This is a genomic window from Paenibacillus agaridevorans, from assembly GCF_018604145.1.
GTDB classification, from domain to species: domain Bacteria; phylum Bacillota; class Bacilli; order Paenibacillales; family Paenibacillaceae; genus Pristimantibacillus; species Pristimantibacillus agaridevorans.
The window spans coordinates 3,878,005-3,894,316 of record NZ_CP075889.1 but is presented as its reverse complement, the minus strand read 5'-3'; the positions used below and the strand labels follow the sequence as shown (position 1 = coordinate 3,894,316).

Below are 16,312 nucleotides of genomic sequence, written 5' to 3'. Positions count from 1 at the left end.
AACAAGGACGGTGCGTGCGATAGTGGCAGAATGGTCGAAAGGTACATCAGGAGTGGATGTAGAAGAAGCTGGAGCAAAAATCAAACTTACGGACGAGCAAAAGGAAGCGGAGAACGGGAGAATTATAGCAGCGATATCCGCGGCGGCTGCTTTGCCGGTCAGCAAGGTGAAAGCGGCGGTAAATCTTCTGGACGAAGGCAACACGATTCCGTTTATCGCGCGTTACCGGAAAGAGATGACGGGCGAGCTGGACGAGAACGAGCTGCGAACGATCGAAGAGAAGCTGCAGTACATGCGGAATCTGGAGGAGCGCAAGCGTGAAGTTATTCGTCTCATCGACGAGCAAGGGAAGCTCACGGGCGCGCTTAAGTCGTCTATCGAGGCGGCTGCGAAGCTGCAGGAAGTGGAGGACTTATACCGACCTTACAGACAGAAGCGCAAGACCAGAGCCAGCGTCGCGAAGGAACGCGGACTGGAGCCTCTGGCGGATTGGCTGTGGTCGCAGCCGCGGCAAGGAGATCCGCTTACGGAAGCCGTGCGGTACGTGAACGCGGACAAAGGCGTATCGACGCCCGAAGAGGCGCTGCAAGGAGCCATGGACATCGTTGCGGAAAATATAGCGGACGATGCCTGGATCCGTTCCTGGATCCGCAAGTTTACGTTCGATCAATCGCTTCTTCGATCCGAGGTAAAGAAGGCCGATGAGGAGTCCGTCTACGAGATGTATTACGACTACCAAGAGCCGGTCAAAAAGCTGCCTCCGCATCGGGTGCTTGCCATTAATCGCGGCGAGCGGGAGGAAGTGCTTCGTATATCGCTGGATACGCCGGTGGACCGCATACATGAGCAGATGAAGCGCAAGCTGCTGCGCGGCGGAACGGCTCCCGCAATATCGGCGGTTCTCAATAGCGTGATCGAGGACGCCTACAAGCGTCTTATTGCACCGTCGATCGAACGCGAAGTCCGCGGCGAATTGACGGAGACGGCGGAGGAACACGCCATTACGATCTTCTCCGCGAATTTGAGAAATCTGCTGCTTCAGCCGCCAGTTCGCGGCCATATCGTTCTCGGAGTGGATCCGGCGTTCCGTACGGGCTGCAAACTGGCCGTTGTCGACGATACCGGCAAACTGCTGGAGGTAGCGGTGTCGTATCCGACGCCGCCGAACAACAAGGTAGCGGAAGCGGAGAAGCTGATTAACGGACTCATCGATAAATACAAGGTGGAGCTTATTGTCATCGGCAATGGTACGGCTTCGCGCGAGACGGAACAGTTCATCGCCTCGTTGATCGGCAAACGGAAGGGCGGGAGCGGACCAGATCTGCGCTACATTATCGTGAGCGAGGCGGGGGCGAGCGTCTACTCGGCATCCAAGCTGGCAGCCGAAGAGTTCCCTTCTTTGGACGTCGCGGAACGCAGCGCCGTATCCATTGCGCGCAGACTGCAGGATCCGCTAGCGGAGCTGGTAAAGATCGAGCCCAAGGCGATCGGCGTTGGGCAATACCAGCACGACGTCAGCCAGAAGCGGCTCGACGAATCGCTTGGCGGCGTCGTAGAATCGGCGGTTAACCATGTCGGCGTCGATGTCAATACGGCGTCTGCGTCGCTGCTGTCGTACGTAGCGGGCGTCAATGGCACCATCGCCAAAAATATCGTGAAGTACCGCGAAGAGATCGGCCGTTTCTCGAAGCGGACGCAGCTTCAAAAGGTGCCGCGGCTTGGGGCGAAGTCCTACGAGCAGTGCATCGGCTTTTTGCGCATCCCCGACGCGTCTAATCCGCTGGATCAGACCCCGATCCATCCGGAGTCGTATGCCGTTGTGGACGGGCTGTTCGCCGAGCTTGGACTGGACTTGAAGCTCATTGGCAGCGAAGAGGTCAGAAATGCCCTTCAGAACGTCGACGCTGCTTCGCTGGCTGTTAAGCTCGGCGTAGGCGCTCCTACGCTGAGAGACATCGTGGAGAGCCTTCTGCGGCCCGGTCGCGATCCCCGCGAGGAGCTGCCGCCGCCGATCTTCCATACGGATGTGCTGCAAATCGAGGACTTGAGCGCGGGTATGGAGCTGCAGGGCACGGTCCGCAACGTTATCGATTTCGGCGCATTTGTGGACATTGGCATCAAGAACGATGGACTCGTCCATATTTCGCAGCTCAGCAACAAATTCGTAAAACATCCAATGGATGTCGTCTCGGTAGGCGATACCGTTACGGTGTGGGTGCTGAGTGTCGACCTCAAAAAGGGCAGAGTCAGCCTGACGATGAGAAAGCCGGACTAACCTTCCGCGTTGTGGCGGTGCAGGGAGCAACTCCCAGGCACCGCCATTTTCTTTGAATCTCATCAGCTCATAATAAATAATCAAGTAACCAAAAGTTAGTTGATTGACAATTGTTCGTCTGGTATTTATACTGTACATTATGTGATTACAGTTACAATAACGAGGAGGACAAAACATGACTCAATTGATCGATTCTCAAGTAAAAGTCCAGACGTCGATAACAGGACATAATAATATTCCGTTTTTCCAGGTGGTAGGAGAGCGCCGCTCCGTGCGCAAATATGACAACAGCGTTCGCATTGCAGACGAGGAGCTGCTGGAGATGCTGACGATCGCGGCGAAGGCGCCGTCCTCGGCGAACATGCAGCCTTGGCGGTTCATGGTCATCACGGACGAAGAGCTGAAAGCTAAGCTGGTTCCGATCGCGTTTAACCAAAGCCAGGTTGCCGAAGCTTCGGCCGTTATCATTGTCATGGCCGATCTGGAGATGTACACGCTGGCCGAAGACATCTATGGAGCTTCCGTTAAGGCAGGTTATATGTCGGAAGAAGTGAAAACAAATATGATCGCGAACTATACCAAGATGTATTCGTCGCTGCCTGCCGACCGTCTGCGCGAGTTGGTCGCGTTCGATACGGGGCTTGTTGCCATGCAGCTTATGCTGACAGCGCGCGCCAAAGGCTACGACACGGTGCCGATGGGCGGCTACAACCGCGACGGCGTAAAGGAACTGCTCGGCATATCGGATCGTTACCTGCCGACGCTGATGCTTCCGATCGGCAAAGCGGCGTCCCCGGGCCACCCGTCCACGCGTCTGCCGATCGAGAACATCGCGTACTTTAACGGCGGCAAGATGGACTAATCTCTTTTAACTGCTCCACGACGAATAAACCCGGCCGCCCAATAAGGGAGAGCCGGGTTTTCTCGAATTATGGACGACAGGCAGATTCATTGGATAACGGTACCGCTGCCATGTTCTTTATGTCCTTGTTTGGTTCGGTAGAAATACCAGCAATCGTTCAGCAGCTTGATCTGCCTGCGGTCCTTCTGTTGAAATGCGCGCATCAGTTGGTTGCACAGCCACTGTGGCATGCGCATCGCCCTCCTCCCGGTATCGCCTGTTGTTCTATAAACATATGGCAATAGGCGAATATCCGTGCAGGTCCAACCGATATCGAGTCAGGTTAGCCAAGCTGCTCTTCTTCGTACTCCTCGTACCATTGCTCGAGCTGAGCTTGCAGCGCTCGTATTTCGGTCAGAAGCGAAATCAGCGGGTAGGACTTCTCCTGTACGCCGGCAAACTCCTTTTCCAGACTATTAAGATAGTCCAGTCCGGATACGATCCTGATGGAAGAATCATGCAGCTCCACATTATCGCATTCCGCTACCGCATAAGGCAGGACGGGCACCTGGTCGGCCGTCAGCTTGTCGATCTCCTTATGCAGGCGCAAATTCAGCGCGCTAAGCTGATAAGCATGCGATGCCGGCATCTCGACAAAGCTGATGTTCTCTTCCTGTTTCAATAACACATATCTCATGATAGCCATAAGTTCCGTGATCTCCCCTCGGTCAGTTGCCGTTCGCACGGCGTTCCTACTTGACAGTGTAGCCTATAGCCGCGTTAAAATTCAAGTAGTCAAGGAGGGTTGTATGCATGGATAACCATACGTTGCAGCAATGGGTAGAGCGCGTCTCGCTGGAGAGCTTCGGCAGGCCGTTCCGGCACAAGGCGACGTTTAATGGACGGCTTAAGGCAACGGGAGGACGTTACTTCACCCATACCCATCATATTGAGATCAGTCCGCATCAACTTGCCGCGTACGGGGAGGAAGAGACGGAGCGCATCATCAAGCACGAGCTTTGTCATTACCATCTGCACCTGATGAAGCGTGGTTACCGGCATCGCGATCATGACTTCCGCACGCTGCTCGCCCATGTCGGCGGCTCCAGGTACTGTCAGGCTTTGTCGGAGCGGAAAAGGATAGGGCCGACCGCGTTTAAGTACAAGCTGATCTGCGGCGGCTGCGGAATGGAATACATGCGCAAAAGAAAGCTGGATCCCGACCGTTACGCCTGCGGAAAATGCCGGGGAAAATTAAAATTGATAGCGCTTGACAAGTCCAGGACGCCATGATAAATTATTACTTGTCACTGTTAATTTTTGATGTTCCCTGATAGCTCAGTCGGTAGAGCACTCGACTGTTAATCGAGTTGTCACAGGTTCGAGTCCTGTTCGGGGAGCCAGTTCATGGAGAAGTACCCAAGTGGCTCAAGGGGACCCTCTGCTAAGGGGTTAGACTGCGTAAGTGGTGCGAGGGTTCGAATCCCTCCTTCTCCGCCACATTCTTTTGCCGAAGGACTCATCGCATGGCATCGAGAGGCCGAGACGTAATCGGTCTTTTTATTTTGTTCAAGTACTTGCGGATTGAGAAATTAAGAAATTAAATCTTGCAAATGAGCAGACAATGTGATACAATAATTCTTGTCGCAAAAAAGCGAATGTATGCGGTAATGCAACATGTGGCCCGTTGGTCAAGGGGTTAAGACACCTCCCTTTCACGGAGGTAACAGGGGTTCGAATCCCCTACGGGTCACCATCAACCTTTTACGAAGGCGCTCTTGCGTGGAGTCGTTTCCGTTCATGAGAGCCATTAGCTCAGTTGGTAGAGCACCTGACTTTTAATCAGGGTGTCGTAGGTTCGAGTCCTACATGGCTCACCAGTTTCTTCATCCCTCGAAGAACGCTGGCATGTCAGGGTCGGTTATCAATTATATTATGCGGTAGTGGTGGAATGGCAGACACGCTATCTTGAGGGGGTAGTGGGTGTATACCCGTGGAGGTTCGAGTCCTCTCTACCGCATCCAACAAGAAGTCCTTGCGAAGCAAGGACTTCTTTCTTTTTGTTTTTTGTTGCATAGGAAATTCACCAGCTATGGAACGCGTCAATATGCTATAATCTCTACTATGAACATTCGTGTACTGAGCATACTAATATTAATAATCACGTTGACAGTGGGATCATTGTTGACGGTCTATAACTGGTTTCAAGACCCGGAAGCCATGCCGGTGGCCGAGAAAGGAGCACTAGACGCTTCTCATTGGGATTTTACGGAGAGAGGCGTTATTTTGCTGCGCGGAGAATGGGAGTTCTATCAAGGAATGCTATTGACGCCTGCGGACTTTAGCGAACGGCCGGAGGAGCTGGGCAAGCAGCGAAAATATATGGCGGTGCCCGGGGACTGGAAAGGCATCATGTCCAGCGGAGGCAGGGATGGCGCGGGATACGGAACGTACAGGCTGGTCGTTAAGATCGGCAGGGATGACGTGTTCAGCCTGCGCGGCAAAAAAATCAGGTTGTCCAATCATGTCTACTTCGGCGGCGACGACTCCGGGGGCAGCGGCCAGCCCTCCGATCAAGCAGCTACATACATGCCGAGCAATATGCCGGTCTTCGCGACGGCGGCTTCGAAATCGGGCTATATGGATATTCTGATCCAGGTCGCGAGCTACAATAATTTGCGTGGCGGACTTGTGCAGCCGCCGGAATTCGGTCTGACGGAAGATGTCATCGCGCGCAGGGACCACTCTCGTTTAGTCGATATTTTGCTCATATCCGCGATGCTGGTGTTCGGGCTTTATTATGCGGGAATGGCCAAGCGATGGCGCAAGGAACCGTATATTATGCATTTCAGCATTTTTTGCCTGGCGATCGGCTTGTTTACTTTGATCGATAACGAAATCGTTCTCGGCTCATTCTGGCCGGATTTCCCGTTCGCATGGCTGCAGAAGCTGCTCATCATGCTGCCTTTTATATCGTTCCTCTCGTTCTCCATGTACGCCTACCGGTATCTGGGGATTCGAGAATCCAGATGGTTCCGCGGACTCCGAATATTCGGCGTGAGTTACATCTGCCTTCAGGCGGTGTTGCCAAACTCCTTCGTCTCCATGCTGTTCTATATCAACATCGTGCTGCAGGCCATCATATTCTGCGTAGTGGCGGGCGAGCTGCTGCTTGGAAGGCGGGAGAACCGCAAAGGCTTGATCTATATCGTGCTAGGCGGATCCTACTTCGTTCTTGCCTGGATTATCGGGCAAATCAGATATCAATTCGCGCTGGACAATCCTTTCTCCATGCTCATAGCGCCGCTGCTGCTCGTGTTTTCCCAGTCGTTTCTGATGAGCGACCGCTTCCAGCAGGCTTTCCAGAAGAGCGAAGGCCAAACGAAACGTCTCATGGCGCAAAATCGGCAAAAGGACGAGTTCCTGGCAAAAACGTCGCGCGAGCTGCATACGCCGCTAAATGGCATTATTCACCTGTCCCAATCGCTGCTGGAGGACAAAAAAAATCCGCTGCTCGATCCCCATAGGGAAAATATTCAGCTGCTGCATGCGGTCGGACGCCGATTATCGACGCTTGTAGACGATATGATGGATTTTAATCGGATCAAATACGGGGAGACCCATCTCAAGCTTGCGCCTGTCGACGTAGCAATGATGGTTCGTTTCGTGCTGAATTCACTGGCAATCGTCCCCATCAACGATCGGGTGGAAATCCGCGATGAGCTGCCCAATATGCTGCCATTTGCAATGGCTGACGAAAACAGGCTTCGCCAAATATTATATACGCTGATCGAAAATGGGCTCAAATATACGGCCGAGGGTTATGTCGTCATCAGGGCCGTCGCGCAGGAGGACGTTGTCGTCATCTCGATCGAGGATACGGGCTCCGGCATGCCGAAAGCTTATATCGACCGCTTGTTCGGCACGAAGCTGTCGCAGGAGGAGCGGGAGCTGTACGAAACGGACGGCTTCGGACTTGGCATCCGCCTTGTCAAGCAGTTGGTCGAGCTGCATGGCAGCGAACTGCAGGCCATCTCCGCCCCCGGAGAGGGCACCGTATTCTCCTTTACGCTTCATGTCGCGGCTCCGGAGATGGAATTGCAGCAGCTCTACGAGTCGGAAAGCGCGGCTGCGGAAGAAGAGTTGTTTTTTATGCCGCTTGGCAAAGAGGAGTTGGAATCGCCGTTTACCATCCTTATCGTCGATGATGACGGCGCGAGCCTCAAAATGATGATCGACGTCGTTCAATCGCTCGGTTACGCGCATGTCGCGATGCGGAGCAGCGAGGAAGCCGTGAAATGGCTGAGCGGCTCCAAACGCCCGGATCTTGCCGTCATTGATCTGCTCATGCCTGTCGTGTCGGGACTGGATCTGTGCTCCGCGATTCGGAGCAGATATAGTCTCGCCGAGCTCCCGGTGCTCATGATGACGTCGCTCGGACATCGGGAAGACATCATCGCGGCGCTTCGCGAAGGCGCCAACGATATTATTCATAAGCCGTTCGAGCCCTCCGTGCTGAAGGCGAGAATTCAATCCTTGCTCGCCATGAAGAAATCCTCGGAGCAAGCGGTGAAGCGTGAGATGGACTTCTTGCAAGCCCAGATTACGCCACATTTTCTGTACAATAGCATGAACGCTTTGGTAGGATTAAGTTATAAGGATACGGACAAGCTGCGCGAAACCATTCATCACTTAACGACCTATCTTCGAGCCAAATTTACATTCGTTTTCAAAAAGAAGCTGATCCCGCTGGAGCATGAGCTGGAGCTGGTAAGAGCTTATCTGGAGATCGAACAGCTGCGTTTCGGCAGCAGGCTGGAGGTTCAATACGAATTGCAGGGGCATAAAAATGTATGGCTTCCGCCCTTGTCGCTTCAACCCATTGTAGAGAATGCCGTAAGACATGGAATCGGGCCCAAGCCCGAAGGAGGAACGATTCGTATCAGCTCGGCGACTTCGGGCGAAGGCGTGCGGATAACGGTTGCCGACAATGGAGTCGGCATCGAAAAGGACGACTTGGAGCGGCTGCGGGCAGGCTCGCTCGGCGGCGTAGGCGTTGCCAGCGTAAATTACAGAATGAAAACAATCTTCGGTCAACCCATCGTGATGAGAAGCGAGCTGGGGATCGGAACGGAGATGGAGCTACTCATACCGGAGGGATTCGATGCTGAAAGCGATGCTGATTGATGACGAGCAGATCGCGATTGATGTTATGGAAATATTGCTTGAACAAGAGGGCGGCGTAACGGTCTCGGGCAAGTTTTTAAATGTGCTGGAGGCGCTCGAATATGTGCAGGATCAAGGACCTGATATTATTTTCCTGGATATCGAGATGCCGGGGCTTAGCGGGTTGAGCGCTGCCTCCGCCATCGCCGAACGTTGCCCGACTGCCCAAATCATATTCGTTACGGCTCATCAGGAGTATGCGATAGACGCATTCGAGACGGGGGCGTTCGGATATTTGCTAAAGCCGGTGTCCGCCGTCCGATTGTCGCAGACGCTGGAGAGATTTAAGAAAAAATTCGGCTCTGAGAGCCTGTACCCGGATCACGCGGAGGAGTCCGGATCCGAAGGTGGAGGCGCCAGGCTGGATGAAGCCGGGGGCGCTTCGCTTGTTCTTAAGGTGATGGGCAGCATGGAGCTGTACGGCCCGCTCGGACAGTTGATTACCTGGAGGACGCGCAAAACAAAGGAATTGTTTGCCTATCTATGGCATGCGGGCGGAGAGCCGGTATACCGGCTTCGACTCATGGATGATTTGTGGCCGGAGGTGCCGGTGGAGCGCGCTCAAACGCTGCTTCATACGACGATCTATAATTTGCGCAGGATTCTCAAGCAAATCGGATTCGAGGATTGCGTCCGCTTCGGAGACGAAAGATATTGGCTCCTGACGGATGACCGGATCGGCAGCGATTACGCGGAGCTGATGGGGATATTCAACCGCGTTCAATTCATTACGTTGGAACAGGGAGAGAAAATTCTTTCGTTGTATCGAGGCGACTACCTGGATACGGAATATTACGGGTGGGCGATCGCAAGACGCCAGAAGATGCGGGATGAAGCTGCACATTGTCTAAGAGCACTTGTCGAGATGGCGGATGAGCCGCTTCGCGGACTGTTCCTGCGCAAGCTGGAGGAGCTGGAGCAGGTGCAAGAGTGAAAAAAAGCTGGAGCCGGCAGACAGCAGCTGCGGGATGGCCTTTTCCGCTTGCGCGACAACTGGAACTTGCGGAGTTTTGAGACGTAGAAGAAGAAGGTACGAACCATTTTCGACATTTTTGCTTGATACAAGAGGAATTAGCACCATCGATAACGAATACATTAGCTCTGAAGAGGGGGGACCGGAGATGGATTGGTGGTTAATCTGGTTAATCGCTGCGGGTGCTCTGATCGTGATTGAGATGTTGACATTAACGTTTTATCTGCTGTGGCTTGGCATCGGGACGCTTGCTGCCGCCGTAGTAGCTATCGCAGCTCCTGAGGCGATATTGCTGCAGGTTATTGTCGGAAGCGTAGTTGCATTGGTGTTAACCGTGTTCACGAAGCCGCTGACCCGGCGTTTTCACAACGGCAAAGGCTTTAAGGACGCGGTGGACGATTTAGTCGGCTTGCAGGGGACCGTTGTCGAGGATATCCATCCTGATGCGCCGGGCATCGTAAAGGTTGGCAGCGAGACATGGAGCGCGAAGTCGGAGGAAGAGATCGGCAAGGGCGAAACGGTTATCGTGGTCCATAGGGGAAGCGCTTTTCTGCAAGTAAACAAATGGGGAGGTTAGAGAATCATTATGGAATGGATAATAACTTTAATTGTAATCGTATTGGCCGTCGTATTTATTGCATTATCCGTTAAAATCATACCGCAGCAAAGAGTTGGCGTCGTGGAGCGTCTCGGTAAATTCAGCCGACTGCTTACGCCGGGCATCAATATTCTAATCCCGATCATCGACCACGTGCGCACGTATCACGATCTTCGCATTCAACAGGCGAACGTGCCGCCGCAGACCGTTATTACAAAAGATAACGTACAGGTTAAGATCGATACGATTATCTTCTACCAGGTAACCGGACCGGAACAAGCGACTTACGGCATCTCCGATTATGTCTATGGCGTACGAAACATCAGCACGGCGACGATGCGTCAGATCATCGGCAAGATGGAGCTCGACGAGACTTTGTCCGGACGGGAAAAAATTTCGACGGATATCCGCGTCGCGCTGGACGAAGCGACCGAGAAGTGGGGCGTGCGGATCGAACGCGTAGAAGTAATCGACATCCAGCCGCCGGCCGATATTCAGGATGCGATGGACAAACAGATGAAGGCGGAGCGCAGCAAGCGCGCCATGGTCTTGGAAGCCGAAGCGGCCAAGCAGGATATGATTTTGCGCGCGGAAGGCGACAAGCAAAGTAAAATTCTGAAGGCGGAAGGCGAGAAGGAAGCCCGCATCCGCCAAGCGGAAGGCCAACGTCAAGCGCAAGAGCTGGAAGCGATGGGCGAAGCGAAAGCGATTCATTCCATTGCCGAAGCCGAGAAAAGCCGGATCGAGATGATTCGTTCGGCAGGCCTGGACGAACAGGTCTTGACGTATCGATCACTTGAAGCGCTTGGCGAAATCGCCAAAGGCCCTGCTAACAAAGTATTCATCCCGACAAGAGCCGTCGAGACGCTGGGCAGCATCGGCGCAATCGGCGAGATGCTCAAGGAGACCAAGAAGCAATAATCAAGCTGTACCGACTGCAGCCGTTTCGATAGGCCGGAGCAATATACGGCTTGGAGAAGCGGCTTCTTGACGTTCGACAGAGAGTTGTATCGGTACAAACCTTAAAATAAGCTTAAAAAACTGTGACCATTCGAGGTTTGAGCCGTACTAGTTTGTATGACTTTAAGATACGAGGGGAGAAAAGTGAATGAACTTCATGAATCAGGAACCCGGCGGCGGTGCTGCTGGACCGACGCCGGTTCCCAATCCGAATCGAAAGCCGCCGGAGATAAAGCCGGGAACCGTAAGAAATATTGTAATCGGCATCGTGGCGGTTATCGTATTGTTTTATCTGGGATCAACATCTTTTTATACGGTGCAGGAGCAAGAGCGGGCTGCCGTGCTGACATTTGGCAAATATACGCACGAGACGGGGTCTGGACTGCACTTTAAGTGGCCGAGTCCGATCCAGGAGGTTCGCATTGTGCCGGCCGAGCTGACTCAGCGTATTACGATCGGCTACCGCGAGAAAGGCAATACGGTTACACCGGTCGAAGACGAAGCCATGATGATTACCGGAGACGAGAACATCGTTTCCGCCGACGCCGTAGTCACTTGGAAGATTCACAATATCCGGAATTATTTGCATAATATTAGCGATCCCGAGCAGTTCCTTCGCAATTCCGCAAGCGCATCGATCCGATCGGTCATCGGCTCGCAGAAGCTGGATTACGCGATCACCGACGGCAAAACGGCGATTCAGGATCTTGTACGCGAGAAGCTGATCGAATTACAAAATAAATACGAGACGGGCATCCAGATTATCGACTTGAAATTCCAGGATATCGAACCTCCCGGCGGCGAAGTGGAAGAGGCGTTCCGGGCCGTAACCAACGCCAGAGAGGAAAAAAATACAAAAATAAACGTTGCGATGAAATATGAGAATGAACGGATTCCGAAAGCTCGCGGCGAGGCGCAAGCGTTGATCGAGCAGGCGGAAGCGGAGAAAAAATCCCGCGTTCTTAACGCGGAAGGCGACGTGGCCAAATTCAACGCGATTTTCAGCGAATATGTTGGCAATCCTAGCGTTACGCAAAACCGTCTCATTCTGGAAACGCTGGAGAAAATATTGCCAAACGCGCAAATTTTCATTACAAACGGCGACGGCGACACGGTTAATTACTTGCCGCTGAACGAACTGCTTCGCAAGGAGGCTACAGGGGATGAAAACTAAACATTGGAGTATAATCGCGGCGGTCATCCTGCTGCTTATCGTCGGAGCGGGTTCCATGTTTATCGTCAAAGAAGGCGAATACAAGGTGGTGCTCCGATTTGGCGAGGCGATCCGAACGGTGAAGTCTCCTGGACTTAACTTCAAGCTCCCGTTCATCGAGAATACGACCGTGCTGCCCAAATACCAGATGACAATGGAAAGCAGCCCGGGCCAAATATTGACGAAGGACAAAAAGCCGATTATCGTCGATAACTATACGATCTGGCGTATCGTGGATCCGGAGAAGTTTATCAAGACTGTTCATAATGTCAGCGGCGGAACGCAGCGCATCGACGAGGCGGTCTACAACTCCGTCAGACGGAAGCTGTCCGAAGTGAATTACGATGCCATCATTAGCGAGAACACCGAAAGAGGCAATATTAATGATGAAATCACAAACGATGTGATTACGACATTGCAGCGCGACGATTATGGCATCCAGATCGTTGACGTACGCATCAAACGGACGGATTTGCCCGAAGGAAACAAACAAAGCGTATATAACCGCATGATTTCGGACCGCGAATCCATGGCGGCCAGATACTTGTCGGAGGGCGACGAGGAGTCGCGCAAAATGACGTCCAAGGCGGATCGTACCGCGAACGAGCTATTGGCGCAGGCTGAGGCGGATGCCAAAAAAATCGTTGCGGAAGGCGAAAAAGAAGCAGCGGTTATCTACAACAAAGCGTATGGCAAGGATCCGCAGTTCTACAATTTGTACAGAACGCTGGAGAGCTACATCGTGACCATGAAGAACCAGCCGGTTATTATGATGCCGATCGATTCGCCTTATGCGAAGATCCTGCTGGGACAATAAGAGCAACATTAGCGAAAATAGTTAAATCCGTATAGTTCATCGTACAGTCCAACATAGATTCACCTCATACAGTAATAATGAGGTGAATCTATTGTCTGTTAAGAGATATGCTAGTCGTAGAATCAGGGGCAAACTTAAAGTATGCCGATATCTGGAGAACAATAGCGCGACCCGGCGCATGGTACCCGATACGGAATCGTATAGTCTTGCGAATATGCGCAAACTGGCCAAACGCTATAACTCCTTGTATATCAAGCCGGATGTAGGTTCGCTTGGAATCGGAATATCTAAGCTCACGCGGCAGAACGGCGGTTACCTGCTAAAGGAAACGTCGAGCAAGTCGCAGAGGTCGAGAAGCTTAGGGACGCTGGAAGCCGCTTACCGCCATCTAAAGGCTAAAGGGCGCGGCAAGCTGATCGTCCAGCAGGCAATCAAGCTGGATAAAGTGGATGGCAAGCCGTACGATATACGTGCGATGGTGCAGCGGAAGCCGGGAGGCGCATGGACATGTACCGGCTTTATCGTGAAAGTGGGCGGCAAAGGCATGATCGTCACCAACTATTATCAAGGCGGCGCTGTCTGGAAGCTTCGGAAGCTTCACAGGAGGCTTGGGCTGAATGCGCAAGAGAGCAACTATCGGGAAGAGCAATTGCGCTCCGAGGCGATCACGATCGCAAAGACGTTAAGCGCGAGACATTCCGGCATGCGGGAGATGGGCATCGATTTCGCAAGAGATCGCGGCGGAAAGTTGTGGATACTGGAGGTCAACTCCAACCATCCGCAGTTCCACCCTTTTAAGGCGATCGACCGAACGGCCTACGATCGAATAAAGGAATATGCCGCATCATACGGCAGATATGACGCCAAGTGAATATAAGCTGACAACCGCGGACCTGGAGGTTCGCGGTTTTTACCATGCCAGGAAAAATAAGAGTTGATAAACTAATGTCATTAGTTTATTATAAAACTAATATCATTAGTTTTGTTGGAGGGAACCCTATGAGAATAACCAAAGGAAACGGATTCGTACAGCTGACTTACTTGCCTAACCTGTTCCCAGTTAATTGTTATCTGGTAGAGGAAGACGATGGATTTACGCTAGTGGATGCAGCATTGCCGAACAATGCGAAGGCTATTCTTCATGCGGCGTATCAACTGGGTAAACCAATCAAACGTATTGTGCTCACTCATGCGCATGATGATCATGTCGGCGCGCTGGATGCGATCAAAGCAAGCGATGGAAACATCGACGTATATATATCAGAGAGGGATTCGCGTCTTCTGGCCGGAGACAGGTCGCTTGCGGCCGACGAACCTCAAACGCCAATCCGGGGCGGCGTTCCGAAGGCCGTAAAGACTAGACCCGATGTGCTGCTGCAAGACGGCGACAAGATCGGTTCTCTGCTTGCAATAGCAGCAGGTGGACATACGCCTGGCTCGATGGCCTTTCTCGACGAACGAACGGGATTGCTTATCGCGGGAGACGCATTCCATACACGAGGCGGGGTAACGGTCACAAGCCGCATGCGATGGTCCTTCCCGTTTCCCGCTCTGGCAACTTGGAATGCCGAGGCTAGTCTTGCTTCCGCCAAGCGGCTTGCGGATTGTAAGCCCGCCATTCTGGCGGCAGGACACGGCAATCTCATTGAACAACCTGTGGATGCGATGCTCTCGGCAATTGCCGATGCCGAGCAAGCCTGGATACGGAAGGGGAAGGGAGCATAATATGACGCCGAGAAAAGGACTGCAGCTCGAGACGATCCTGAACACGGCTGCTGCCATAGCTGACACAAAAGGTTTGGAGCAGGTTACGCTGGCTTCGGTGGCGGCAGAACTGGGCGTTCGATCGCCTTCGCTCTACAATCATGTCAATGGATTGCCGGAGCTGAAGGAATTGCTTGCGACGAGAGGGCTGAAGTTGCTAAACGATAGGTTCGCCGCAGCGGAAAAGGGAGCACCGAAGGGGGAGCGATTGCTCGCTTATGCAGATGCTTATCTTGCTTTCGCCGAAGAATGTCCGGGATTGTACGAATTGACGTTGAAGTCGCCTGCGGGAGGTACGGACTTGCAGCAGGAATTGGCGAGCAGCCTTGTCGCAAAAATGATCGAGGCGATGCAAACCTTGGGCATCCGCGGAGAAGAAGCGATTCATGCGGTTAGGGGGTTCCGCAGCCTTCTGCACGGCTTCGCAAGTATCGGACAGAAGGGCGGATTCGGGATGCCGGTAGATGTAAAAGCCAGCATCCATTTCGTATTAAACAGCTATATAAGAGGTTTAGTAGTTGCAGTGGACGAGAGCAGCCGCACCGATTAGACCTGCATCCTGCCGGAGCTTGGCCGGTACGATGACGGTCTCTCTGCCGCTGGGATTTAAGGCATGGGCGGCAACGTATGAACGCACGGCGGAAAATAGAGGTTGGCCTACTTGAGAGACGCCTCCTCCGATAACGATCTTGGAAGGATCAAGCAGGTTGATTAGCGACACGCAGCCCATACCGATATAAGTGTATACTTTCTCGATCAGCGGAGATATAACCGGATCGCCTTGCGCCGCGAGGTCAAAGGCTTCCTTGGAAGTAATCTCTTTGCCAAGCAGCTCGCTGGCTTGCTTCGCAATGGCGGTGCCGGAAGCCAGCAGTTCCCAAAAACCGGAAGCTTGGTCCTTGGCGATTGGTCCTTGCGGATGTACGATCAAAAATCCGGCATCCCCGGCGTTGCCCGTCGAACCCGTAATCAGCTTCCCGTGCAAGTAGATGCCAGCCCCAATGCCCGTGCTGATCGTAATAAAGATGAAGTGGTCGGCGTCTTGAGCGGCGCCGACCCACTTCTCGGCGAGCGTTGCGGCGGTCGCGTCGTTCTCCATGCGGATGGGGAGGGGCAGCAGTTCGGCTAGCCGTTCGACGACGGGATAATCCCACCAGCTCTTTAGATTGGGCGGGCAGGTCAGACGGCCTGTCTTCGTATTAAGCGGTCCAGGGGCGCCGACTCCTATCCCTTTCAACTGATTAAGGGCTAAACCCTGTTCATTGGCAAGCTTATTTACGACGTCTGCCACCTGGCCCAGCATCTCTCCCGGCTCCAGCGAGAGATCGGTTTTCAGCGAACTTTTGGCGATAACTTCCCCGTTCTGGGCTATGAGACCGATTGCGATCTTGGTGCCTCCGATGTCAATTCCTACGGCAATGTTGTTCATGTTCAATTCCCCCAACTAAGATTGCGAATACAAAAATGCTAAAAGTTCGAGCTCAAACTCTATAATCACCAGTCTATCATATCGGGAGGAACGGGGAAATCATTGGCGCGAAAAAGCGATGCCCGGACGTGCAAAGTTCTTCTGTACAAAGAATCGGTAGTGTAGTAAGATCGGGTCGAATGAGACATTATGAGTAGAGGATCCTTTGCCCGCGCA

General features: G+C 52.9%; 15 protein-coding genes and 5 tRNA genes. 17 read left to right on the top strand and 3 right to left on the bottom strand.

Annotation, left to right across the window (positions count from 1 at the left end):
* Positions 1-52: 52 nt before the first annotated feature.
* Together KJW29_RS16475 and KJW29_RS16470 are read left to right on the top strand one after the other, a co-directional pair.
* Positions 53-2,275 (top strand): Tex family protein, encoded by a 2,223-nt coding sequence (locus tag KJW29_RS16475; protein ID WP_425517559.1) that lies wholly within the window; start codon positions 53-55, stop codon positions 2,273-2,275.
* A gap of 175 nt (positions 2,276-2,450) precedes the next feature.
* Positions 2,451-3,137 carry a nitroreductase family protein gene (locus KJW29_RS16470; RefSeq protein ID WP_187101355.1) on the top strand — a complete coding sequence of 229 codons (687 nt, stop codon included), beginning with the start codon at positions 2,451-2,453 and terminating at the stop codon, positions 3,135-3,137.
* Between the two features lie 86 nt (positions 3,138-3,223).
* Here KJW29_RS16470 and cmpA read toward each other — a convergent pair whose 3' ends face one another.
* Together cmpA and KJW29_RS16460 are read right to left on the bottom strand one after the other, a co-directional pair.
* Complete coding sequence (gene cmpA, locus KJW29_RS16465) at positions 3,224-3,367, bottom strand: cortex morphogenetic protein CmpA (protein WP_087570506.1); 144 nt, start codon at positions 3,365-3,367, stop codon at positions 3,224-3,226.
* A 92-nt stretch (positions 3,368-3,459) separates the two neighbouring features.
* Positions 3,460-3,822: a hydrolase/acyltransferase gene (locus KJW29_RS16460; protein WP_214630583.1), complete on the bottom strand. Its 363-nt coding sequence runs from the start codon at positions 3,820-3,822 to the stop codon at positions 3,460-3,462.
* A 107-nt stretch (positions 3,823-3,929) separates the two neighbouring features.
* On the opposite strand from KJW29_RS16460, the gene KJW29_RS16455 reads away from it, so the two are divergent.
* The 15 genes from KJW29_RS16455 to KJW29_RS16385 all read left to right on the top strand — a co-directional run bounded on the left by KJW29_RS16455 (position 3,930) and on the right by KJW29_RS16385 (position 15,217).
* Positions 3,930-4,409 carry a SprT family protein gene (locus KJW29_RS16455; RefSeq protein WP_214630582.1) on the top strand — a complete coding sequence of 160 codons (480 nt, stop codon included), beginning with the start codon at positions 3,930-3,932 and terminating at the stop codon, positions 4,407-4,409.
* A 34-nt stretch (positions 4,410-4,443) separates the two neighbouring features.
* Positions 4,444-4,519: transfer RNA gene (locus tag KJW29_RS16450), tRNA-Asn, on the top strand.
* Between the two features lie 6 nt (positions 4,520-4,525).
* A tRNA-Ser gene (locus KJW29_RS16445) sits at positions 4,526-4,616 on the top strand.
* A 181-nt stretch (positions 4,617-4,797) separates the two neighbouring features.
* Positions 4,798-4,872: transfer RNA gene (locus KJW29_RS16440), tRNA-Glu, on the top strand.
* A gap of 48 nt (positions 4,873-4,920) precedes the next feature.
* Positions 4,921-4,996, top strand: a tRNA-Lys gene (locus tag KJW29_RS16435).
* A gap of 57 nt (positions 4,997-5,053) precedes the next feature.
* Positions 5,054-5,136, top strand: a tRNA-Leu gene (locus tag KJW29_RS16430).
* Between the two features lie 164 nt (positions 5,137-5,300).
* Positions 5,301-8,303 carry a hybrid sensor histidine kinase/response regulator gene (locus KJW29_RS16425; protein ID WP_214630581.1) on the top strand — a complete coding sequence of 1,001 codons (3,003 nt, stop codon included), beginning with the start codon at positions 5,301-5,303 and terminating at the stop codon, positions 8,301-8,303.
* Entirely contained in the window at positions 8,281-9,276 is a 996-nt protein-coding gene (locus tag KJW29_RS16420; protein WP_214630580.1) for a response regulator, read from the top strand. The genes KJW29_RS16425 and KJW29_RS16420 overlap by 23 nt, the downstream gene beginning before the upstream one ends.
* Positions 9,277-9,463: 187 nt before the next feature.
* Positions 9,464-9,892, top strand: coding sequence for an NfeD family protein (locus KJW29_RS16415; protein ID WP_087570511.1), 429 nt, complete (start codon positions 9,464-9,466; stop codon positions 9,890-9,892).
* 9 nt (positions 9,893-9,901) lie between these two features.
* Positions 9,902-10,834: an SPFH domain-containing protein gene (locus KJW29_RS16410; RefSeq protein WP_425517540.1), complete on the top strand. Its 933-nt coding sequence runs from the start codon at positions 9,902-9,904 to the stop codon at positions 10,832-10,834.
* 187 nt (positions 10,835-11,021) lie between these two features.
* On the top strand, positions 11,022-12,047 hold the full coding sequence (hflK, locus tag KJW29_RS16405; protein WP_246608744.1) for an FtsH protease activity modulator HflK: 1,026 nt from the start codon (positions 11,022-11,024) through the stop codon (positions 12,045-12,047).
* Positions 12,037-12,903: a protease modulator HflC gene (hflC, locus tag KJW29_RS16400; protein ID WP_087570513.1), complete on the top strand. Its 867-nt coding sequence runs from the start codon at positions 12,037-12,039 to the stop codon at positions 12,901-12,903. Before hflK ends, hflC begins: the two co-directional genes overlap by 11 nt.
* A 91-nt stretch (positions 12,904-12,994) precedes the next feature.
* Positions 12,995-13,774: a YheC/YheD family protein gene (locus KJW29_RS16395; RefSeq protein WP_214630579.1), complete on the top strand. Its 780-nt coding sequence runs from the start codon at positions 12,995-12,997 to the stop codon at positions 13,772-13,774.
* A gap of 128 nt (positions 13,775-13,902) precedes the next feature.
* Entirely contained in the window at positions 13,903-14,628 is a 726-nt protein-coding gene (locus KJW29_RS16390) for an MBL fold metallo-hydrolase (protein ID WP_214630578.1), read from the top strand.
* A 1-nt stretch (position 14,629) separates the two neighbouring features.
* On the top strand, positions 14,630-15,217 hold the full coding sequence (locus tag KJW29_RS16385; RefSeq protein WP_214630577.1) for a TetR/AcrR family transcriptional regulator: 588 nt from the start codon (positions 14,630-14,632) through the stop codon (positions 15,215-15,217).
* Here KJW29_RS16385 and KJW29_RS16380 read toward each other — a convergent pair.
* Positions 15,179-16,096 (bottom strand): ROK family protein, encoded by a 918-nt coding sequence (locus KJW29_RS16380; RefSeq protein ID WP_214630576.1) that lies wholly within the window; start codon positions 16,094-16,096, stop codon positions 15,179-15,181. The genes KJW29_RS16385 and KJW29_RS16380 overlap by 39 nt on opposite strands.
* Positions 16,097-16,312 lie beyond the last annotated feature (216 nt).

Excerpts from the sequence above, each read along its gene's own strand:
- KJW29_RS16460 (WP_214630583.1), bottom strand. The coding sequence starts at position 3,822 with ATGGCTATCATGAGATATGTGTTATTGAAACAGGAAGAGAACATCAGC.
- KJW29_RS16455 (WP_214630582.1), top strand. The coding sequence starts at position 3,930 with ATGGATAACCATACGTTGCAGCAATGGGTAGAGCGCGTCTCGCTGGAG.
- KJW29_RS16385 (WP_214630577.1), top strand. The coding sequence starts at position 14,630 with ATGACGCCGAGAAAAGGACTGCAGCTCGAGACGATCCTGAACACGGCT.
- KJW29_RS16390 (WP_214630578.1), top strand. The coding sequence starts at position 13,903 with ATGAGAATAACCAAAGGAAACGGATTCGTACAGCTGACTTACTTGCCT.
- hflK (WP_246608744.1), top strand. The coding sequence starts at position 11,022 with ATGAACTTCATGAATCAGGAACCCGGCGGCGGTGCTGCTGGACCGACG.
- KJW29_RS16380 (WP_214630576.1), bottom strand. The coding sequence starts at position 16,096 with ATGAACAACATTGCCGTAGGAATTGACATCGGAGGCACCAAGATCGCA.
- KJW29_RS16410 (WP_425517540.1), top strand. The coding sequence starts at position 9,902 with ATGGAATGGATAATAACTTTAATTGTAATCGTATTGGCCGTCGTATTT.
- KJW29_RS16415 (WP_087570511.1), top strand. The coding sequence starts at position 9,464 with ATGGATTGGTGGTTAATCTGGTTAATCGCTGCGGGTGCTCTGATCGTG.
- cmpA (WP_087570506.1), bottom strand. The coding sequence starts at position 3,367 with ATGCCACAGTGGCTGTGCAACCAACTGATGCGCGCATTTCAACAGAAG.
- hflC (WP_087570513.1), top strand. The coding sequence starts at position 12,037 with ATGAAAACTAAACATTGGAGTATAATCGCGGCGGTCATCCTGCTGCTT.
- KJW29_RS16470 (WP_187101355.1), top strand. The coding sequence starts at position 2,451 with ATGACTCAATTGATCGATTCTCAAGTAAAAGTCCAGACGTCGATAACA.
- KJW29_RS16420 (WP_214630580.1), top strand. The coding sequence starts at position 8,281 with ATGCTGAAAGCGATGCTGATTGATGACGAGCAGATCGCGATTGATGTT.